A 20905-nucleotide genomic window follows, 5' to 3' on the forward strand; every position below is an offset into this window, starting at 1 on the left:
GTTTAATTCTGCGAATTTGAATCTGTAAGATAAAAAAATTCAACTCTCCACTTTGTGATTTACTTTGTGTTTAAGTAAGCTTGTCAAAATTATAACTAACTGATCTGTTCTCATGAGAATAATCGTTCCCGTCATACTTTCATTTTTCCTTACACTTTCCGGCAATAGTTCTATCAAAGCACAGAATGATATTCGTTTCACCACGAACCCTTCAATATCACCCGATAGCAAAATTATTATTTTTTCCTACGAAAGTGACCTATGGAAAGTTCCTGCAGCCGGTGGGCAGGCTGTTAGATTGACCGGTATGGATGGAGAAGAAATAACTCCAAGAATTTCACCTGATGGCAATTGGGTTGCTTTTACATCAAACCAGTATGGTAATAACGATGTATATATTATGCCGATCAATGGTGGTGAGATCATGCAGCTTACATTTCATCAAGCAAACGATCAGGTAGAGTCGTGGAACTGGAATTCCAATGAAATATTCATCAGATCCGATCGCTATAATCGCAGCAGTGTCTATAAACTGAGTATAAATGGTGGTACCCCTAAAAGATTATTCAGCCATTATCATAATACGGTTCACAACCTTGTGAAACACCCAGATGAGAATACTTACTATTTTAATGAATCTTGGGAAAGCTTCATATTTCCACAACGCAAAAAATATCGGGGGGCTTATAATCCCGATGTAAAATCTTACAATACAGATTCTGATGTATTCTACAAGCTTACGGATTGGGAAGGAAAAGACCTTTGGCCTATCTTAGATAGCCATGGCACCTTATATTTTGCATCAGATGAGGCAAATGGCGAATACAACCTATACACTCTGAATGGGAATCAAAAGATCCAGCTTACGGATTTCAACACATCGGTTTTCTACCCTCAGATCAGTGCAGATGGAGAAACCATTGTCTTTGAGAAAGACTACCGCATTTATTCATACAACGTCTCTTCCAGGGAAAGTAGGGTTGTTCCGATCAGGATCTTAAAGAATAATACCCTTGCAAAAGAGCAGAGCTTCAATGTTGAAGGCGAAATAACCTCTTTTGATGTTTCACCGGACAAAAATAAACTGGCCTTTAGCTCCCGCGGTGAATTATTTGTCTCAGACATTGAGGGGAAATTTATCCGAAAAATAGAAACGGATCCCATGGGCCGGGTTTTGGAAGTTAAATGGTTGCCGGACAATAAAACCATCCTCTTCAATCAAACCGCAGATGGATATCAAAATTTATTCACGATCACTGCAGATGGTTCAGGTCGTGAAAACCAGATCACAAACGACGATGGCAATAACCGTGCTATTGAAATGAATTCTGACAGGAGCAGTGCTATTTATCTGAGTGGGCGCAGTGAACTTCGGTTACTTGATCTAAAGACACTTGAAAGTGAGACCTTAGTGACGGACGAATTCTGGGGCTTTCAAAATCAACAGCCACGCTTTTCTCCTAATGATGAATACATACTTTATACCGCCAGAAGAGATTTTGAACATGATATTTTCACCTATCAGATAGATACAAAAGAGATTATGAACCTGACTCAAACCGGTGTGTCTGAATCGGATCCGTTTTGGTCACCAGACGGCAAGTATATTTATTTTTCCTCCTCCCGAACTCAACCATCGTATCCAAGAGGCGGAGGTGAAACAGATATATTCCAAATGGCTCTTGATGTTTACGATGATCCGTTTAGATCAGATAGGTTTGAGGAATTATTCGTTGAAAAAGAGGAACCTGAAGAAAATGACGGCGATGAGAAGGCAAAGAAGAAGATCGATATCAGTATCAATCTACAGGATCTGATGAAGCGTTTGACGGTGATTGGCGAGCGATTCGGGTCCCAATATTCCCCCTTTGTGGTTCAGAATGATGATAGAAGTATGATCCTGTATGGCAGTAACCATGATGAAGGCAATTCAGCCCTATACGTTACTACACTTCAGCCATTTGAAGAGGCCGAAACGAAAAAATTTGAGGGTGTAAGCTTTGTAGGTAATATCCAGAATCTGGATGGCAAACTTTACGGTTTGTCACGGGGGGACGTTTATGAACTTGATCCATCGTCCGCCAAGGCAACCAAGATCGAAATTTCACACGATTTCAACCGAAATCTGCGAAATGAATTCGATCAGATGTTTGACGAATTATGGGCGAATATTGAAGAAAATTTCTACAATGATAACTTTCATAATATTGACTGGCAAAGTATTCGGGATCGGTATGAGCAATTCCTTCCACATGTAAATAACCGAAACGATCTAAGTCGATTACTTAATGACATGTTGGGTGAGCTGAATTCTTCACATATGGGATTCAGTACTTCCGGAGATGATGATCAGGAGTTTTATTCTACGATCTCGATCTCAACCGGGCTTCTTTTTGATGAAAATGACCCCTATCGTGTGTCTCATATCATAAAAAATGGACCTGCTTATCTTGCTTCGAAAGACATTCGCCCAGGCGATAACCTTACAGCTGTGAATGGGAAAAAAGTAGACCCAACGGCAAATCGTGAAAAGTACTTCAATTCTCCTATCCTTCCTGAAGAAGTCTCATTGACCTTTGAACGGGAAAACGAAACATACTCCGTTAAGCTCCACCCCCAAAGTTATTTTTCGACCAGAAATGATCTTTATGATGAATGGGTCGATCAAAAGCAAAAAATGGTTGATGAGAAAAGTAATAAGCAGGTCGCCTATGTTCATATGAAAAATATGGGAGGCGGTGAACTTGAAAATTTCCTTATCGAGATGACCTCAGAAGCTTATCAGCGTGATGCCCTTATTCTGGATCTCAGATATAATACAGGCGGTAATGTTCATAACGATGTACTTCAGTTTCTGAGTCAGCAACCATATCTTCAGTGGAAATACCGTAATGGTGACTTTGCCACACAGCCAAATTTCACTCCGGCTGCAAAACCGATCATTTTATTGATCAATGAGCAATCGCTGAGTGATGCTGAGGTGACAGCTGCCGGATTCAAGGAACTTGGGCTTGGTACTATTGTGGGAACTGAAACATATAGATGGATCATCTTCACTTCCGGAAAGGGTCTTGTAGATGGTTCATTTTATAGGCTCCCCTCCTGGGGCGTCTACACGCTGGATGGTAATAATAATCTGGAAAGAACCGGAGTTGAACCCGATATTGAAGTAGCCAATACCTTTAAGGATAGACTCCTTGATCGTGATCCTCAATTAAACAAAGCCATACAGTTGGCAGTTGAACAACTTAAAAATTAGGTGTGATCGTGAGTTAATGAGGGATCCCGCCTTCCTCATTAACTTATTAAACTATATTGCATAACAGGTTCATTATTCCTGTTAATAGCCCGTTAAAATCCTTAAACTTGGTCATGAGCTGGATCAGAAGTACGTATACGATTTTAATGAAAGACCTGCGTATTGAGTTACGCACAAGGTTCGCATTCAACATGGTTCTCGCATTTGTTGCGGCCGCCATGCTTTTGGTGTTATTTACCCTGCGAGCTGATCAATTGGAACCGGGGCCAAAATCAGGGTTGGTCTGGATTATTATTCTTTTTGCAGCCCTGTCCGCCTTAAGCCGAAGCTTTATCTCTGAAACAGATAAAAAAACTTTTGATCTGTTGAGGATATATGCTGATGGTACAAATGTATACAGTGGTAAATTGATCTACAATTATCTGTTTACCCTGCTTATTAATATCACAACATTTGCCGGCTATATTTTTCTTATGAATCTTAGTATTCAATCATGGACTGCTTTTTTGATTATGCTACTGGTTGGAACAGCCGGGTTATCGGGTGTGGCGACCATGACGGCAGCGGTGGTTTCACAAGCTGATCGGAAAGGAGCCATTTTTTCGGTACTAAGTATTCCACTTTTCATGCCCCTGGTATTATTATTGGCTGACATCAGTAAAACAGCCTTCATAAATGGTGGAGCGGCTTCATTGAATAATATCACTGCATTGGTTGGATTTGCGGGTGTAACCATAACGTCCGGCATAATGTTATTTGATTACATCTGGGAGGAATAATATAAATGGATATTAAATTTGGTAACCGAAGGATCATTGGCCAGCAAAGAGCAAAAGATCAGGTTGAAAGGATCCTGGCCTCTGATCGGGTCAGCCATGCTTACCTTTTGTCGGGACCAAGTGGTATTGGCAAAACAGCCTTTGCCCTGGCTCTTGCAGAGGCTATCAATGGAATTAATAATCTCAGTGACCTGGGTAAGTATACGAGTTCAAAAAAGTCGTCCTGGTTTTCTCACCCGGATATTCATGTTTTCATTCCAAAGCCAACCACGGTTAAGACCGAAGAATTGAGAGACCGACTCGAGCTGCTTGCTAAGGATCCTTACGAGATAGTTGGTTTTTCTCAGCGCCCATCTCTGGATGATGAATCATCAAAGAACCGACAGGCATTTTATCCGATCGATTATTTCAGGGAAGACATTCGTCCTATAGCAAAACTAAAACCTAATGAAGGCCACCGCATTGTGGTTATTATGACCCAGGTCGAAACCATGCGAAAAGAAACGGCCAACGCATTTCTCAAAATGCTTGAGGAACCGTCTGACAGACTAATGTTCATTCTGACCACTGAGAGCTATGAAAGCCTGCTCCCGACCATCACTTCCCGTTGCCAGCATATTCCATTAGGTACTCTGAAAGATAAGGAGATCGAACAAGGGCTTATTGAAATAGATGGCCTTAGCACGGATGATGCAGCATACCTGGCAAGAGTTTCAGGTGGGAATTATGCCATGACCCGGTTCTTTGATGTCAAAAAGCTTAAGGAAAACAGGGAATCGGTGGTAGAATTTATGCGTATGGCCTTTAGCCAGGATGCAAACGGAATTTCCACTCTCGTTCAGGACTGGCACAGTTCCAATAACATCGAAGGCTTGATCGCGATAACCAATCTTATCGAAATGTATATTCGCGATCTCATGATCTACCGGGAAACCCAGAACAAAAGATACATCACAAATATTGATCAGCTTGAATCTATTCAAAAATTTGTAGGGTCGCTTGGCGAGGCTAAACTTGAGGATATGATAGATCACCTTGATTCATTCAGGTCTGCTATCAGACAAAATGTGAATCCTAAACTCATCTTCATCGCTGTTTCATTACGCTTTTCAATGCTAATGCGCGGCCTTGACCCCGTGATCTCAGAGGATAATAACTGGCAACATATACCTGCATTTGTGGAGTAATTATGCATAAGATCTCATTTCATAAAATGGAAGGTGCCGGTAACGATTTTGTTGTTATCGATAACCGTAATTATGGCTTTACACTAAAAGATATTGTTTCATTTACGCCAAACGTGTGTGACCGTAAATTTGGCATTGGAGGTGACGGAATATTGGTTCTGCAACCCCCTTTACGTGATGATGTTGATTATACTATGATCTATAGGAATGCAGACGGCAGTGATGCAGGTATGTGCGGAAACGGAGCAAGGTGTCTGGCTATGTTTGCGTTTAATTTTGGATTTGGGTCATCTCAAACCTTTAATGTTCACAATAACGTTTATGAAGCTGAAGTTCACTCAGACAACTCCGTAAGTATTCATTTTCCGATCCATGTCAAAATAGAAGATTTAAACGTGGGTGGACTTACTTTTCTCAAAGCGGATGCAGGAACCGAACACCTTGTCCATTTCGTAGACAAGGAGCATTTGGATAATGAAAGTGATCTCGTCGAAACCGGTCGAAGAATTCGCTATCACGAATCCGTAGATCCTCCGGGAACAAACGTAAATTTTGTCTACTGCGATGACACCAAACAGATATCACTTCAAACCTATGAACGAGGTGTAGAAAACCTGACATTGGCCTGCGGTACCGGTGCCCTTGCATCTGCTATAGCAACTCATCACAAACAAGATATAAATGAGTCCCATAGTGAGTATGAGATCCTGGTTAAAGGCGGAAAACTAAAAGCTACTTTTGATTATGATCCAAAGGCATCCACCTATCATCAGCTGATTCTTACAGGCCCGGCTAATTTTGTTTTCAGAGGAAGTATCACTGTATGATCCATTATAATATTAAATCATTGGTCAGCTCATGATGGACTTTCATGCCTATTTAAAGCTCAGATCAGTTCTTCTTATACTTTCCTTTACCTTCTTAACTGCTTGTTCATCTTCATTAAATGTCTCAAATGGACAGGCTTCTGATGATAGAGGAACCGTCAACAGTTTGACCATTGTCCCAAATCAGGTTCCTGTACCGCCCTCTTTTAGAAGCGTTCAATTTTATGCCAATGATTCTTCTGACAAAGCTCCCATCATTGAACTTAATTCCGGAGATCATTTAACACTCTCATTTGACGAACTAACTGATATAAACGGTCAATTCAGGATCACCTTTTCACATCATGACAAAAACTGGAACAATAGCAATATTCCTCAGGACTGGTATTTGGAAGGTATTGGTGAACTTGTAATTGGTGGTGGTCAGAAAAGTAATTCACGCGGGCCTGATTATATTCACTACGAGATCAAGATCTCACAAGAAAGGGTTCAGTTTATTAGCAGTGGTAACTATCTGCTACATGTATCAGATACAAATTCCGATCAGACCTTGTTTTCACTACCCTTTTTTGTCATCGAAAATGCCGGTGAACTTAATTCAACCTCACAAACCCTCTTTAATTCCGGTAATGGGTTTTCCCCAGAGCACCGATTGTTCAGTACTTACAATTATCCTGATTTTGTAGAATATCCTGAATTTGACCTTAGCTTTGCCTTTGTACAAAACCGATTCTGGACGGACACACGGTTTACTGAATCGTATGATCTTAATTCACAGGGGGAAGCTAAATTTGACCTGACTCAGTCTCATGCCTTTCCTGCTAATGTTGACCACACCTTGAAAAACCTGAACAATTTTTCACAATCCGGCTACGACATTGTAGAATGGAACCCCGGAACCACACCACCTAAGGTAATTTTGAAGGAAGACGTGGTAAATTTTTTGAGTACAGAATCTGAATCGGGTATCAGAACCTATCAGCCGGCAACATCTATTCGTTCCGGTTATGCAAGTACGTTATTCCGATTGGATGGGGATGAAAGCCTTGCTCCCGAAGATGAGGTTCATTTATTGGGAGACTTTAACCAATGGACGGTAAACGACCGCAGTAAATTGAAGTATGATCCTGAGACCGGCTTTTGGAAGCTCAGCCAATTGCTAAAGGAAGGTTCTTATGCATATAAATATGTAAGAGTAGAAAAACCCCACGAAATCGACCTTACATCGCTCTCTGACAGTAGTTCCCCGGTTATTCAGGAGTATATGAGTCTTGTTTACTTCAATGACCCTGAACGTAAATTTGACAGACTCCTGAATATCGAAACCTTTTATGCCAGGTAGATCTAAAAGTCGATACCAATACTGAAATAGTGGATCGGTTTTGATAGAAATCCACTGCGCTGATATGGCCAACCTACATCATACCTGAAAGGGAGACCAAAAACGATCGTTCTAAGGCCGAACCCTGCACCAACCAGGATATCACCATCAAGATAAGGTGCTTGCCCAGTTCCGGCTACAGTACCATCCTGATTTCTTAATTCATAGGTTCCGAGTCGCTCTTCAGCCACCTTGAAATCTAGTTTTGCATCATTGATGATCGGATTATCATTCGAATCTATCAATCCGTAATTGATGCGCTCACCCCAGGCTGATCCAATATCCAGGAATGCTGCTCCTGTAATATTGTAAAGCGGTAAAATTGGGATCGCGCCGGGTACTACGGCTGCAAATAACGGAAACCTGAATTCAGCATTGATCAGTGAGAAATTACTTCCATAAATACTATTGTAGGCATAACCTCTTACCGGCAGTGCAGGTACGGTGAAGAAACTATCTGTGAGTTTATCATAAGAAAGACCGTTCTGGTTGAAGCGCTGGTTGATCCAGCCCAATCGACCTCCCATAAAATATGTTTGTTTGTCAGGCCCAACGGATGCAGCTCCAGAAGCCCTTACAGCAAAGGTATACCTGGAACCCAGATTAAAATATTTTCTGTAATCTCCCAATACGGAAACAAATTGTGGAGCATTGTCCCCAACTCCCGGACTTCCTGATAACCCAACAGAATACCGGTTTCCACCACGTGGGGTAAGGAACCCGGGGAGTGTTTGATCATTTGTGAAAATCACTTCAGGATACATGAAGAGACTGCTTTGATTGGCATCCTGATTCAATCCAAAACTACTCCCTGCAAATAAGTCACTCACAGAGCTGTAGTCACGCGTGATCCCCATCACAGAGAAACCGGCATCCACACGTTTGAACTTACTAATAGGATACTGAGCGTTTACACCACCTCCATAGGTTCTGAATCGAATGATCTCCCCAAAAAAGGTTTGATAACGTCTTGATGTATGAAAGTAACTAAAGAACCAGTTGGTTCTGTTTTTCATATAACCGTATTGCAATGAGTAGTCACTGTTTCTGAGATCGGTCACAAAATTTGTTCCCAGTGCGATCTGATGATCTCCAAGCAAGTCGCTGATAATAAACTGAGTTAAAGCATAGGTACCATAAGTAGATGCAACAATTGAAGGGTTATATGAAATATCCGTTGAGAATCTTAGTCTGTATTCTTTTGGCTGGAATCGCCCATCCTCTGTAAGTGTGTTCTCAGGCTGAAAGTTCTCAATATCCTCAAGAACTATCGTTGTATCTTCAATAACTTCTGTACTGAAGACATAATTTCTGAAATCGATCTCATTTGTATTTTCTTCCTCTACCTGTTGCTCTTCATTACCTGTAGCAGTTGTATCTGCTGCTTGCTGTCCGGTTGTTTGTGATCTATCATTTTGGTTACCAGTTACAGCAGATATATCCTTACCAACGGGTAAGCCGGCTCCGGCTACAGTGAACATTTCACGAGCATATTCAGTGGCAGGTACCCGCTCCGCCTCTGATTCACTGGCTCTTCTTTCTGCCCAGTAATTTAGTTTCAATTCTTCAGATTTTCGTCTCTCAAAAGGAGATCTCAGCAGGAAGATATCCAGATATCCTTCGTTGATGGAGTTGAAGGCTAACCGTGAGCCATCAGCACTAACTGATATTTGCGATGCTCCGGTCTGCAGGTTTGTCAGCGGTGTTGAGGTACGCGTATTCAGATTGAACTCGTATACATTTTGGATACCATTCTTATCCGAAATGAACAACATACGACCTTCCCTTGTTGTTTTAGGATTTTTTTCATTCCAGATCGGAGTGTCCGTTAACTGTACAGCTCTGCGTGAATCAATACTTACGCGGTAAATATCAGTCTGATATAAGCTTTCAGTTCCTAATAGATCGAAATCAAGACTGTATCTGTGAAGATCAACTTTGTCCCCTCGATCTGAAACAAAGAAAATGTGTTCAGAATCTGAACTCCAGGCCGGTTGCATATCCGAGAAGAAGTCGCCGGTGATATTGGTTAATTTCTGAGTACTCAGATCATAAACAAATATATCCTGATAGGGACCGATATTTGCATCAAATGCGATCTTTTGCCCATCCGGTGACCATGCAATGGAACCAATAGCATCAAGGTCTGGAAACTTAACTTTAGATACTTTTGTGGTCTCGTAATCAATTATTGCAAGATCATCCCTACCCTCTGATTTAGTTGACATAGCGATCTTACCACCATCCGGTGACCACGCAATATTGGGATTAAGGATATTGAGTTCCTCAAATTCAGGATCATCCTCACCCCGAATCAGAGTCTTTAACTTTCTTCCATCTATGGCACTTATGGCGATCACATCAAAATAGCCCCGCTTATTGGTTATGAATGCGATCTTATCGCCCTGGGGTGAAATAGATGGACTGGTATTATAGGATCCATAATCTCCACGCTTAGTCAAAAGTGTAGATATCATATCTGCACGTTCACGTTCAGCCACTTCAGGATAGTAACGTTCCTGAAGAGCGTCCTGCCATACTTTAGAGAGTTCTTCCACATTCAGTCCTATGGATTGTTGCAAACCATATTCGACACTTCGTGATGTCTTGATACGTTGTAGTATCTCTCCGATCTTTTGGCGGCCGTATTGTTCAACTATATAATTCCAGACTGCCTGCCCCCCTCTATACGAATAATAGCCACTCAGGTATTGTATTGGCGGAAGATAATTATTTATCACTGCATCACGTATATACATGTCAGTGTTGGTGTCCCATCCCAGAGCAGTATATTCAGCCAGACCTTCCTCGAACCAAAGTGGGAATACCAATTGAATATTATTTCTGATGATGGAATTTATGGTTCCGCCATAAAACATGTCGTTAAACACCGCATGTACCAACTCATGATGAAGTGTTCTGCGGAAATCGGCATAATCTCCGGCAAAAGGAACCGTCATTCGGTTCTTCATTTTGTCAGTTACCCCTCCAATTCCCTCAGCACTGGTAGGTAAATTGACGACATTGGTTTGGGAAAAATCGTTGTGAGAGTCATAGATGATCAATGTGATCCTATTAGAGATCTCATGCTCAAAATCTTCACTCAGCTGTTTATAGGCCGATTCTATACTTTTTGCAGCAAATTCAGCCAGTTCATAATTCTTCTCACCATAATAATACACATCAAAATGAGTAGACTGAATGTACCTCCACTCAAATTTTTCATACTGAACCCTGTTCTTACCGAATGGGTAGTACTGTGCAAATGCAGACATAGAATCTGCAGCCAGAATTAAGATTCCGAGAAAAAGTATGGAGAAAATTTTGGCCTTCATAAGAGTCAAAAAATATAGTTACTGAGCTAAACTGAGGTCGATCTGCCGTTTCTGCAGATCGGTGCTTTTAACACGAACTTTTATGTCATCACCAAGCTGGAATTGCTTCTTACTTTTGCGTCCGACAAGTGCATGTCTTTTTTCATTATATATATAATAATCACCTTTCAGGTCACTGATCCTGATCATTCCTTCACAATAAATGTCTTTAAGGGTCACAAAAATTCCCCTTTCCATAACACCGCTGATCGTTCCTTCGAATTTATCACCGATCTTATCCTTTAAATACTCTACTTGCTTAAGCTTGACTGAGTCACGTTCGGAATCGACCGCAACTTTTTCACGCTCACTGCAATGCTCTCCATCTTTTTTAAGCTGATCATAAGTATAAACCTTTGCTCCGGCATTATACCCTTTCAGCAAGCGGTGAACGATTACATCCGGGTAACGCCTGATGGGGCTTGTAAAGTGTGCATAATGTTTAAAACCTAAACCAAAATGTCCAACATTGTTTGGAGAATATTCTGCTTTTGCCATTGCTCTAAGCATCAGGCCGTTCACTATATACTCCAAATTTGTGTCTTTAACCTGCTCAAGCAGATTATTTATTTTCTTAGGGCTCATATTGTTACCAACTTCAAAGTTGATTCCGATCGGCTTGACCTGCTCGGCTATGCCTGCAAGCTTTTCCCCATCCGGTTTATCATGCACTCTATAAAAGAAAGGAAAAAGATCCTTCGAACGTTTCTTTCCGGATTCTTTTCGCATTTTCTCAACGTGAGCAGCCACCGTTTTATTGGCCATTAACATGCATTCCTCAATGAGGCGATGAGCAAATATTCTCTTCTTGATCACCACTTCCAGGGGTTTGCCATTATCATCCAGAACAAATTTTGGCTCCGGATTATCAAAATCTATGGCCCCCTCTTTGAATCTCTTATCTAATAGGATTCTGGCAAGATCGGCTGCCATATGAACTTCCTTGCTAAACGGGTGTTTTTTTCCATCGATGATCTCCTGAGCTTCTTCATAGGTAAAACGTTGTTTGGAATGGATCACCGTTTCTTCCACAGTATAATCTACAAGCCTTCCTTTCTCATCCAGTTCCATGAAGCAGCTATAGGTTAGTTTGTCCTCATTGGGTCTTAAACTGCAAACCCCGTTACTAAGCACTTCGGGTAGCATTGGTATCACACGATCAACCAGGTATACGCTGGTTCCCCGCTTATAAGCTTCCTGATCAAGGATCGATTTGGGGGTCAGATAATGAGTTACATCCGCAATGTGTACGCCCAGATAATAATTCCCATTATCCAGTTTCTCGATACTCAAGGCATCATCAAAATCTTTGGCATCAGCCGGGTCAATGGTGAACACATTTTCTTCCCTCATATCTCTTCGTCGCGTACATTCTTCTTCAGGGATCTTCAGGGGAATTTGATGCGCATAGTCCTCTACCTCCTTTGGAAACTCGGCTACCATATCATTCTCTGCCAAAATGGAGAGGATATTAGCATCGTTCGAGCCTGATTTTCCTAGCACTGATTTAATATTACCTTCTGGCAGTGCTTTGGGATGTACCCAGTTTACCAATTCAAATATTACCTTATCACCATCCTGGGCAGTATTCAGGTTTTCGGGTTGTACAAAAAAGTTTGTATGAACCGATTGGGTATCCGATTCGATCACATAGTTGCCCTTTGTTACTTCCCTCAGGGTACCTACGTAAAAGTCTTTCCCACGCTCAACTACAGTGATCAACTTCCCACGCGGTTGTCCGCTTCTCTTATCTTTACCAGTGATTTCCACACGGACAATATCATCATTCAGAGCCAGCCCCAGATCCCTGGATGAGACCATAATATCCTGATCCAACTCCTCAACAATAACATAACCGGTGCCTCTGGCAGAAACATCTATTTTCCCTTCATAGGTTTTTGATCCGGAGCTCGACCTTTTCTTCCGGTTATTCTGTTTCTGTGGCAATAAGACGTAGTTATCCTTACGGTCAATATTGTTTTTATTCGATAATCGGTTCAGTGACTTATCGAGTCTTTTAATTTCATTATTACTTTCCAGCCGAAGAATGCTGATCATCTGTTCTCTTGTCATCTTGTGATCAGGGCTGTTCTTCAGAAGATCTATGATCAGATCTTCAAATTTACTTAATCTATCTTTTTTACTCATTCAAATATCATTTTGCAGGACCGTCTGTCCCGCTATTTTCAGTTTCTTCTTGATTGTCATTATTGTTATCGATCCCGAACAACTTCCTGAATGGAGAGAATAATCGCTTAAAAAATTCATCCCAGGAGTTAAAACTTACCTTAGCTTCAAGGCCTACCCCATTTATATCCTGAGACTGTTGTGATTGTTCGGTACTGTTTGGAGTTCCAAAGGTGAGATCCTGACGGTGAAATGCAGTAACTGCAAATGTACGATTGATCCTGTACGTTGCTCCCAGATCACCGATGTTGGATTGTCGTCCTGTTATTTGTCCTTCTCGTCTAAGAATCAGTTTATCATTATAGAGCCGCAATGCAACTCCAAGGTCAACCTGATTGTAGGTATTTAAGTTAAAATCTACATCTAAACTACTCAAATCGCTGTTCAATAACGAATTTATCTGACTTGAGAGTAAGGGGTTGATAACCTGACTGGATAAAAGCGGATTTAACACGGCTGCACTGCCTGACAGGTTTTCACCAAACAGATTACTTTGAGCCTGCCCGCTGGATGACACCGGAATAAAATTCCCCATGAGCATGAAATTAGCTGCCTGAAGTAGTTTCAAGTCTTCATCTCTGTTTATAGAGGCCAGCTGAGTAGCCAATGTAGAACTCTGCTGTGATTCAAAGGTGTTGGGCAGCCTGAAAAAGAAATTATTCTCAATACTCGAGATGGTTCCACCAATATTCAATACCAGTTCTACCGGAACACGTTGAGAATTCTCGGGATCGACGGAACCTGAAGGACTAAGTGTGTTGATGTCAGGCCGTGCACTGTAAATGGCATTCAGGTTAAGTCTTGCATTTGCAGGGTCTCCTTCCCAGACTATACTACCGCCCGATTCAATATCAAATCGACGGGTGAAGATATCACCACTTACAAACTGGTATCGTCCCCCTTGAATATCGAACCGGCCAAACATTGAAACCGTCTCATCCTCCAAAAGAATTCTGATCCTGCCTGTGCCTTCTGCAGTTACAATATCACCCGTTACAGGATCGAATATAAGACGAACGGTCATGGGATCATTAGCTACAAACTGAAGGTCCATCGTAAATCGTTCTGTAAACGACAGGTCAACTTCTTCCTCAGAAACCTGGCCATCAGCTGATTGTCCGTTCCTGTTATTAAAGGTAGATTGACTCTGGGCCCCCTCCTCAAAAGAATCAACAAAACGAATAAACCGATTTCCTTCGTTAAATTCGGTTTCTTCTAATAGCGGAATGGATATTTCAGAGAAATCCGTGATCTCTATGGGTTGTTCAGTTCTTAGGACCGGCTCAAAATTGGTTCCTGTTATGGTTACTGTACTGGAACCGTAGGCATCACCAAAAAAGGCTACAGTCGGGTCGAATTCACTGTTCAGAAACTGGAACTCATCCATTTCAAGACGAATATTCATGCTATCAGTCGGGGTGAAATCATTGAAATCATAATAACCACTGAGAATTGCATTACCCCCTGAAGGATCGATCAGATATATATTATTGAATGTTAACCCGTTATCTCTGCTGAAGTTGATACCCCCCTGTGCATAATAGTACGTATCTAGAAACCTGGGTCTCAAATAAGCTGCATCCTCGGTTCCGACCATAAAATCTGCATTGAAGTCATAGGTATCTGTATTTCCCCATAATTTTCCTGTTCCACTACCAAGGCCCGATCCTTCTGTAAACACTTTGGGAGCAATAATAGGGAGTATCCACAGATCGATATTATTAAAATCGACCTCAAAATTATACAATGAATCTACAGGTGGAAATCTTCCTTCCTCAGGTGCAAGAATATAGCCACTGATATCAAAATTTTGTCCTTTCCTGCTTGTATTATCAAAATACTGCGGGTATTTGGCAGAATCCGTAGAGACTTTGATGTTGGTATCAAACCTATCCAGGTCCGAGTTATAATTACTATTCAAGGTCATATCGCCAACAAGCTGCTCACCAAATTCCAGTGCTTCAACAGCCAGATTTCCCTGAACGGTTGGCACAGTTGTAAGTGTACGGGTAGTAAATTCACCATTCATTGTACCGCCGAACGTCAGTCTTTTACCTACCAACTCCGATATTTCGTCAAGATTCAGATCTCTTATACTATATCTGACAGAATCTTCGGGTGTCGAACTGTAGGTTCCATTGATTTCAAGAAATTGCTGCCGGTTTTCAAACACAAAGTCCTTAAGATCAAGTGCTGCATCGGAATTATATACTATTGTAGGTACGCCCTGATTTTGCCAGGTGTATGTATCGGTTCCCAAATTCAGTGTATCGATCTTCAGTTCAAAAGCCTGATCCAATATGCGTCCTCTACCTTCAAAATCAAATGTGGCATTGTCAGATAATCTTGCCATGGAACTGTTCAGATTCAAGGAATCTCTATTCATATTAGCATTGAACACAAAGCCCTGCCCCTGAATATAACCCAGATCGATTTGGCTGGCACTTGACTGAAGCTGCAGGTTTGAAAAATCTTTAAGCTGTGAACCATACCTGAAGCCACCGGTTACCTGCAATTCCAGGGTATCCGCATTCATGTCGTTTATGGATATCTTTTGATCATTTATTGAAGCCGTAAATAAAAGTTGCTGTGAATTAACGTTAAATGACGAATTAAAATGGGCAGTTGACCCCACCTGAGGCATGTCATTAAAATAAAAATTCAGTAGGCCGGGATTTTTGATACGTCCTTCAATATTCAGATTTTGGTTACTTATCGCAGAAACTGAATCCATGGTAACTGCCTTTTTGAACAGGATCTCCTGATCGATCTGGTTTTTTAGATATCTGCCCCATTGCCCCGTAAGAGCGACAACGCTTTCGGTATTAAACTCTCCCTCAACCGTTGCATCAAAGGCCGTTGATGTAAATCGCAGAATGCGCTGACGATCAGCCGGATCATTGAAATCAAGATATAATTGATGCCTGCCAAGAGTATCCTCAGGAGTCCGAGATTCAAGTATATCAAGGGTGAATTTTCCAAATACGTTCTGTAGGTCATCCCCAATTATATCTATTTCAAAATCAATATCAGACTCTACATTACGCAACCTTTCGATACGGGTCAGGTCTTTGACCGGAATGTTGCCGGCACTTCCTTTCAAATAGATCTCAGGCTCCTCATTCTGAATATTTACTGTGCCATTGAACCGGGTTCGCGCGCTTCCAAAATTACCTCGGAACTCAGGTTCAATGATCCCGTTATTCCAGTTCACAAGAGCATATAGATCATATTGAGGTGGTGGGGCATCCGGTAATTCAGTCGTTTCAATGAACAGACCTCCACTGGCTGTTTGTGGGTCAAGTGATGTACTTCTCAAACGCCCATTCAGTGATAAATTTGTTTGCTGAATTCGTGTATCTATCAAACCACCCAAATTCAATGAATCTGTTTCAATGGTAAGATCAATTCCTAGTTTATTTCCATACTTCAGTATCCCATTCAAAGCCAGAGAACCTCTTTCCCCTTCTGCAAGAAAGTCCGTGATGGTTGAATCCCGGTTTCCCTCAAATAGCCCTTCAAACCTTGTGTTTATCAGGGCTTCCTTTTGCTCTGTATTTAACTGATCAGTAAAAAACTGAATTTCAGATTCTGCTATTATTAATGATTCTAGTTCCACCAGATAACCCAGATCCTGTGGTTCCGAAATGGAAGACAATCGTCCGTTAAAATTCATGTAACTGTTACCAAAAATGAATTCCCCATTATTGAAGTTCATTTCACTCAACATGCCTTCACCTTCCAGGGAAGCCTGAAGATAATTCTCTGTTTCTGGTAAATCAGGATAAAATCGCCGGATATCCGGAGCCCCTACCAACAATTGATTCAGATCCAGAGTCAATTGAGAGTTATTGAGTTGATCCATGAATTGCCCACGTAGTGCATTCAATCCATCTGCTTCCATACTAAAGCTAAGCATGGAGTGTTCGGTGGTAATGTTGAATGAATTCAATTCAAAAAATTGATCATCATTAAAGATCTGCCCATAAAATTCTACAGTAGATAGGTCTTTTTCACTGGTTTTAAAACGAACAGAATTGAAATCCACAAAACGTTGTTCTTCTGTAAACTCGAAGAACATATCCATTTGCAGATCAGAGATGAGCAAACTATCGGCGTTACTTTCTCCACTCCGGCTTCCGGCTTCTTTAAATATCACCGAGCCATTTGAAAGAATAAATGAAGGTATAATGACCTGGAAATCGGTTGGTTGCAAGGGAACTTCAAGGCTGTCAATTGGTTTGTTTTGCGCTTGATGATCCCGTTTTCTAAGTGCTTCAGATAAGGTAAAGTTAGCCCCCTCAATTTGATCCAGAAGTACAATGGGATCATTAACGATCATTTTATTGATTACAAATCTATCCTGTAAAACAGACCATATATCAATACCGGCAGATATATTTTCGGCAGATACTACTTCTGTATAAGTTGTATCGTTGGGATAGATCATAACATCCTTCAGATTCATATTGAAAGGAAGCAACCCATCCACTTTTCCAATACTTAAAACACCTTCAAATCTTTGATTGAATTGATCTTCAATTTCATCAGCAATTCTATTTTGAACCGGATCTAATTGCAGGGCACCAAAACCCAATCCAATAAGTATGGATACAGTAAGTACGAGGACTCCAACAAAGGTCCAGAATACATTCCATGATTTATATATCCAGCGTATGTAAGCCACTAATAAAATATCTTAAACGTCTGTTGCCAGCTATTTTCTACAAAATCTGTTTCTGCGACATTGTACACGTAAGGTTTCCCAAGGTCTTTCAATAAAACTAATCTTAAGATGCCGTCCTTCACTTTTTTATCATGCCTCATCAGCTCAACCAGCTCACCCGGTTTATTGTTTTTAGAAATATCGTGAAGCTTAAAATTGTACAACGAACGGAAAGTCAATAAATTTGAAAGATCAATGTTACTTCCCAATTTATTGGATGCATATGTAGCCGCTATCATACCTGCATATACTGCCTGCCCATGTGAGTAAGTCTCATAATTTCCCAGATTTTCGATCACATGTCCATATGTGTGGCCAAAATTCAAGAATGCCCGTTTTCCTGATTCAAGTACATCTTCAGATACTATATCAACTTTTATTTGCGCACTCTGGCGGATCAGGGGAAGCCACTTTTCTCCTTCCATATCGATATCACTGCCGGTTGATGTGAGGTCCTTTAATTGTTCTATGATATCAGGACTATGGATCATCCCGTATTTAAGGATCTCGCTCATACCACTTACCCATTCTTTTTTAGGTAGGGTTTCCAGGTATTTTACATCAGCAAAAACAGCTTCAGGCTGATAAAAGCTGCCAATTAGATTCTTTCCGGTTTCATGATTGACTCCCGTTTTTCCCCCAATCGAACTATCAACCATAGCTAAAATGGTAGTAGGTATGTGAACAAGTGGAACACCTCTCAACACTGTAGCTGCAGCAAATCCGGCAAGATCACCTGTCACCCCACCGCCTATGGCAAAGACAGGTGTTTCCCTGCCTATCCCATTTCTAAGGAGAAAATCCATCACTTTCTGATAGATATCCATGCTTTTAGCACGTTCTCCCCTTGGGATCTCAAAGATGCTCAGATCAGAAAATTGTTCTCTTAATAAAGGTTCAAAGAATTCACTGTGATGTTCCAGAACAAAAGCATCAACAAGGGCAAAAGCTTTATCAGAGGTATATTTTTTAACAAATTGTGTAAGATCATTACTCAGATCATTCCCAAAATAAAGATCATAGTCGCTGGCTGTAGATGTTTTAACCTTAATTGTATTAGACATGCCTTTTGATTTTACCTATTGCCGCCTTTATCATTTCATCCTTTGACTCAAATTTCGAAGAATTGATCTTAATTTGTGCCTGTTCATAAAAGTTGAGCCTGCTCGAATATAAGGTTTTCAGTTCTGTTTTGAGAGCGGCATCAGATTTTATTTTTCCCTCATTATTATAGAGAATAGGTCGTTCCGTACTGTTTTTAACTCTTTCTATGATCTCATCAAACGGTGCTTCTATACATATCAGTAATCCATTTATTTTTAGGTGATCCACAATCATCTGATCCTGAAGAGCCCCACCGCCAAGTGAGACCACTCCATTGAAGTTGTGAGTCAGTTCGATAAGGTACTCTCTTTCCTTTTTTCTGAAATATTTTTCTCCATTCTCATCAAATATAGACTGAATGGACCTGCCTTCCTTTTGTTCAATAAATTGGTCCAGGTCTTGGTGATCCATATCAAGTTCAACAGCCAAAGCCTCTGCAAGTGTGCTTTTACCGGATGCCATGAAACCCGACACATAAATACTCTGATCAAAGAATTTTAAACGGTTCTTCATTTTATATCCGGCTTACGGGGTTCCACCATTTCCACATCTTCCTTATCCACCAATACGGCCCCGGGTGGAGATCCTTTCGGTTTTCTAACGTATTTTTTCTTAGTAATGATGACCGGTGCCAGCTTAGTTCCTTTGGCCTTGGAGTTAAAGGCTGCGTACGATGCTGCTTCCAGTAATACATCTTTTGGGGGCATTCCCTTATCATTACCCATTCTGATGATAAGGTGTGAGCCGGCCACTTTACGTGCATGCATCCACACATCCTCTTTATGAGCCATTTGCACTAGTTTGTCATTGCTTTTTGCATTCTTGCCGATCCAAACGGGATATCCTTTTATTTCGAGGGTATAAAACGGGAGTTGTTCCGAATTGGAGTTGTTGCCATCAGTATTTCGATATTCCTGCAGCTCATCTTCATGCTCTTTTTCCCAATCCTGAAATTCCCACAGATTATTGATAGACTGAGCTTGCTGCAATAAGGTTTCTGCCTTTTCTTTTTCTTTCTCCATTCTCGGGATCCGTTGTACTGCTTCTTCATAGGAACGTTCCGCACTGGCAGATTTCTTGTAATAACGCTGAGCATTTTCTGCGATACCAAGGTCTCGTTTTATAGGGATCGTTACTTTGTCTCCTTCACTATAAAGGTCATCCACTTCCAGTTCTTTTTTATTGACTGACCCAAGATGTGCATTGGCCATTAGTAAATGCCCCCATTGTTCATATTTCTCGGCTCTTTCCAAGCCTTTATCAGCCTGATAGAGGTTATTCAAACCGGAAGTGGCTCGTTTGATCTTGGTTTTCAACGCCTTGACCAAAGTCGATCTCCTTTGTTTTAACCTCTGATTTCTGGAGTAATTCTTATATCTGTCAAGAATAAGATGATTAATATCATCATACACCATTTCCGTTTCAATGGGTAGAGTATCCTCCGATAACAATGTGGTCTCGCCGTTTTCAAGTAACCTGAAGCTGGGGTTTTGTTCCATTTCCTCTGTTATCCTCATGACAAATGATCTCAGCTTAGAAAGGTCAGCGGAATCCAGTTCATGAATTCTGATGAGTTCTTTGAGATTTTGACGAGGCAGCATTGGATTCAGGGCAACAAGTTTATTCTTCGTACTCTTTCTGGATACATCCCCATCGACCTCAAAGAGGTCCAGTGACTGAGGATCCGGTGCCTCGCTCCCAACCTCATCATATTCCTTAAATACTTCATTTATGATATCGTTCTGAGACAGAAACACATTTGCCCTATTGCTGAATAAACGAAATGATAGCTTTTGCCCGTTTTCAAAATGTATATAAAACCAACGATCCGTTTCTGGTATTGATACCCTTTCAATGTTTACTCCATAAATATCTTCAAAAAAATTAATGGTGTTACTCTTCTTTGCCCCCCTGTATGAATCCATAAACAAGGCAATATTTCCCGGAGCAGAGCTGTAACAGAGGCGAAATTGATCGTTGTCGCTTTCCAAAAAAAACTCGATGTAGTTCTTGTGTGGACTTACGGCATTTGTAATAACAACTCCGGTCAACTTGTTTTTAAGCAACCGATTTAGATATAT

At 41.0% G+C, this 20905-nt stretch carries 11 protein-coding genes; 5 read left to right on the plus strand and 6 right to left on the minus strand.

The window, feature by feature from the left end:
• Positions 1 to 112: 112 nt before the first annotated feature.
• The 5 genes from AC13FX_RS14650 to AC13FX_RS14670 all read left to right on the plus strand — a co-directional run bounded on the left by AC13FX_RS14650 (position 113) and on the right by AC13FX_RS14670 (position 7394).
• Complete coding sequence (locus AC13FX_RS14650; RefSeq protein ID WP_482881632.1) at positions 113 to 3259, plus strand: S41 family peptidase; 3147 nt, start codon at positions 113 to 115, stop codon at positions 3257 to 3259.
• 113 nt (positions 3260 to 3372) lie between these two features.
• Positions 3373 to 4038 (plus strand): heme exporter protein CcmB, encoded by a 666-nt coding sequence (locus AC13FX_RS14655; RefSeq protein WP_482881633.1) that lies wholly within the window; start codon positions 3373 to 3375, stop codon positions 4036 to 4038.
• A gap of 5 nt (positions 4039 to 4043) precedes the next feature.
• Complete coding sequence (locus AC13FX_RS14660; protein ID WP_482881634.1) at positions 4044 to 5225, plus strand: DNA polymerase III subunit; 1182 nt, start codon at positions 4044 to 4046, stop codon at positions 5223 to 5225.
• A 2-nt stretch (positions 5226 to 5227) separates the two neighbouring features.
• Positions 5228 to 6052, plus strand: coding sequence for a diaminopimelate epimerase (dapF, locus tag AC13FX_RS14665; protein ID WP_482881636.1), 825 nt, complete (start codon positions 5228 to 5230; stop codon positions 6050 to 6052).
• Between the two features lie 31 nt (positions 6053 to 6083).
• On the plus strand, positions 6084 to 7394 hold the full coding sequence (locus AC13FX_RS14670; RefSeq protein ID WP_482881637.1) for a type IX secretion system plug protein: 1311 nt from the start codon (positions 6084 to 6086) through the stop codon (positions 7392 to 7394).
• A 2-nt stretch (positions 7395 to 7396) separates the two neighbouring features.
• On the opposite strand, the gene AC13FX_RS14675 is transcribed toward AC13FX_RS14670, so the two are convergent.
• The 6 genes from AC13FX_RS14675 to AC13FX_RS14700 form a co-directional block, all read right to left on the minus strand.
• Positions 7397 to 10708, minus strand: a complete 3312-nt coding sequence (locus AC13FX_RS14675) for a peptidase MA family metallohydrolase (RefSeq protein WP_482881639.1) — start codon at positions 10706 to 10708, stop codon at positions 7397 to 7399.
• 78 nt (positions 10709 to 10786) lie between these two features.
• Positions 10787 to 12955 (minus strand): ribonuclease R, encoded by a 2169-nt coding sequence (gene rnr / locus AC13FX_RS14680; RefSeq protein ID WP_482881640.1) that lies wholly within the window; start codon positions 12953 to 12955, stop codon positions 10787 to 10789.
• 7 nt (positions 12956 to 12962) lie between these two features.
• Positions 12963 to 17681: a translocation/assembly module TamB domain-containing protein gene (locus AC13FX_RS14685; protein ID WP_482881642.1), complete on the minus strand. Its 4719-nt coding sequence runs from the start codon at positions 17679 to 17681 to the stop codon at positions 12963 to 12965.
• The gene (gene aroB, locus AC13FX_RS14690; protein ID WP_482881643.1) at positions 17681 to 18784 is read right to left on the minus strand and encodes a 3-dehydroquinate synthase; all 1104 of its coding nucleotides are present in this window, start codon (positions 18782 to 18784) and stop codon (positions 17681 to 17683) included. Before aroB ends, AC13FX_RS14685 begins: the two co-directional genes overlap by 1 nt.
• A complete protein-coding gene (locus tag AC13FX_RS14695) occupies positions 18777 to 19337 on the minus strand; it encodes a shikimate kinase (protein ID WP_482881645.1) in 561 nt (186 codons plus the stop codon). The genes aroB and AC13FX_RS14695 overlap by 8 nt, the downstream gene beginning before the upstream one ends.
• Positions 19334 to 20890 carry an NFACT RNA binding domain-containing protein gene (locus tag AC13FX_RS14700; protein ID WP_482881647.1) on the minus strand — a complete coding sequence of 519 codons (1557 nt, stop codon included), beginning with the start codon at positions 20888 to 20890 and terminating at the stop codon, positions 19334 to 19336. The genes AC13FX_RS14695 and AC13FX_RS14700 overlap by 4 nt, the downstream gene beginning before the upstream one ends.
• Between the last annotated feature and the right edge of the window lie 15 nt (positions 20891 to 20905).

It is taken from the genome of Gracilimonas sp. B-17, assembly GCF_056857935.1.

Excerpts from the sequence above, each read along its gene's own strand:
- AC13FX_RS14650 (WP_482881632.1), top strand. The coding sequence starts at position 113 with ATGAGAATAATCGTTCCCGTCATACTTTCATTTTTCCTTACACTTTCC.
- dapF (WP_482881636.1), top strand. The coding sequence starts at position 5,228 with ATGCATAAGATCTCATTTCATAAAATGGAAGGTGCCGGTAACGATTTT.
- AC13FX_RS14675 (WP_482881639.1), bottom strand. The coding sequence starts at position 10,708 with ATGTCTGCATTTGCACAGTACTACCCATTCGGTAAGAACAGGGTTCAG.
- AC13FX_RS14670 (WP_482881637.1), top strand. The coding sequence starts at position 6,084 with ATGATGGACTTTCATGCCTATTTAAAGCTCAGATCAGTTCTTCTTATA.
- aroB (WP_482881643.1), bottom strand. The coding sequence starts at position 18,784 with ATGTCTAATACAATTAAGGTTAAAACATCTACAGCCAGCGACTATGAT.
- AC13FX_RS14660 (WP_482881634.1), top strand. The coding sequence starts at position 4,044 with ATGGATATTAAATTTGGTAACCGAAGGATCATTGGCCAGCAAAGAGCA.
- AC13FX_RS14655 (WP_482881633.1), top strand. The coding sequence starts at position 3,373 with ATGAGCTGGATCAGAAGTACGTATACGATTTTAATGAAAGACCTGCGT.
- AC13FX_RS14695 (WP_482881645.1), bottom strand. The coding sequence starts at position 19,337 with ATGAAGAACCGTTTAAAATTCTTTGATCAGAGTATTTATGTGTCGGGT.
- rnr (WP_482881640.1), bottom strand. The coding sequence starts at position 12,955 with ATGAGTAAAAAAGATAGATTAAGTAAATTTGAAGATCTGATCATAGAT.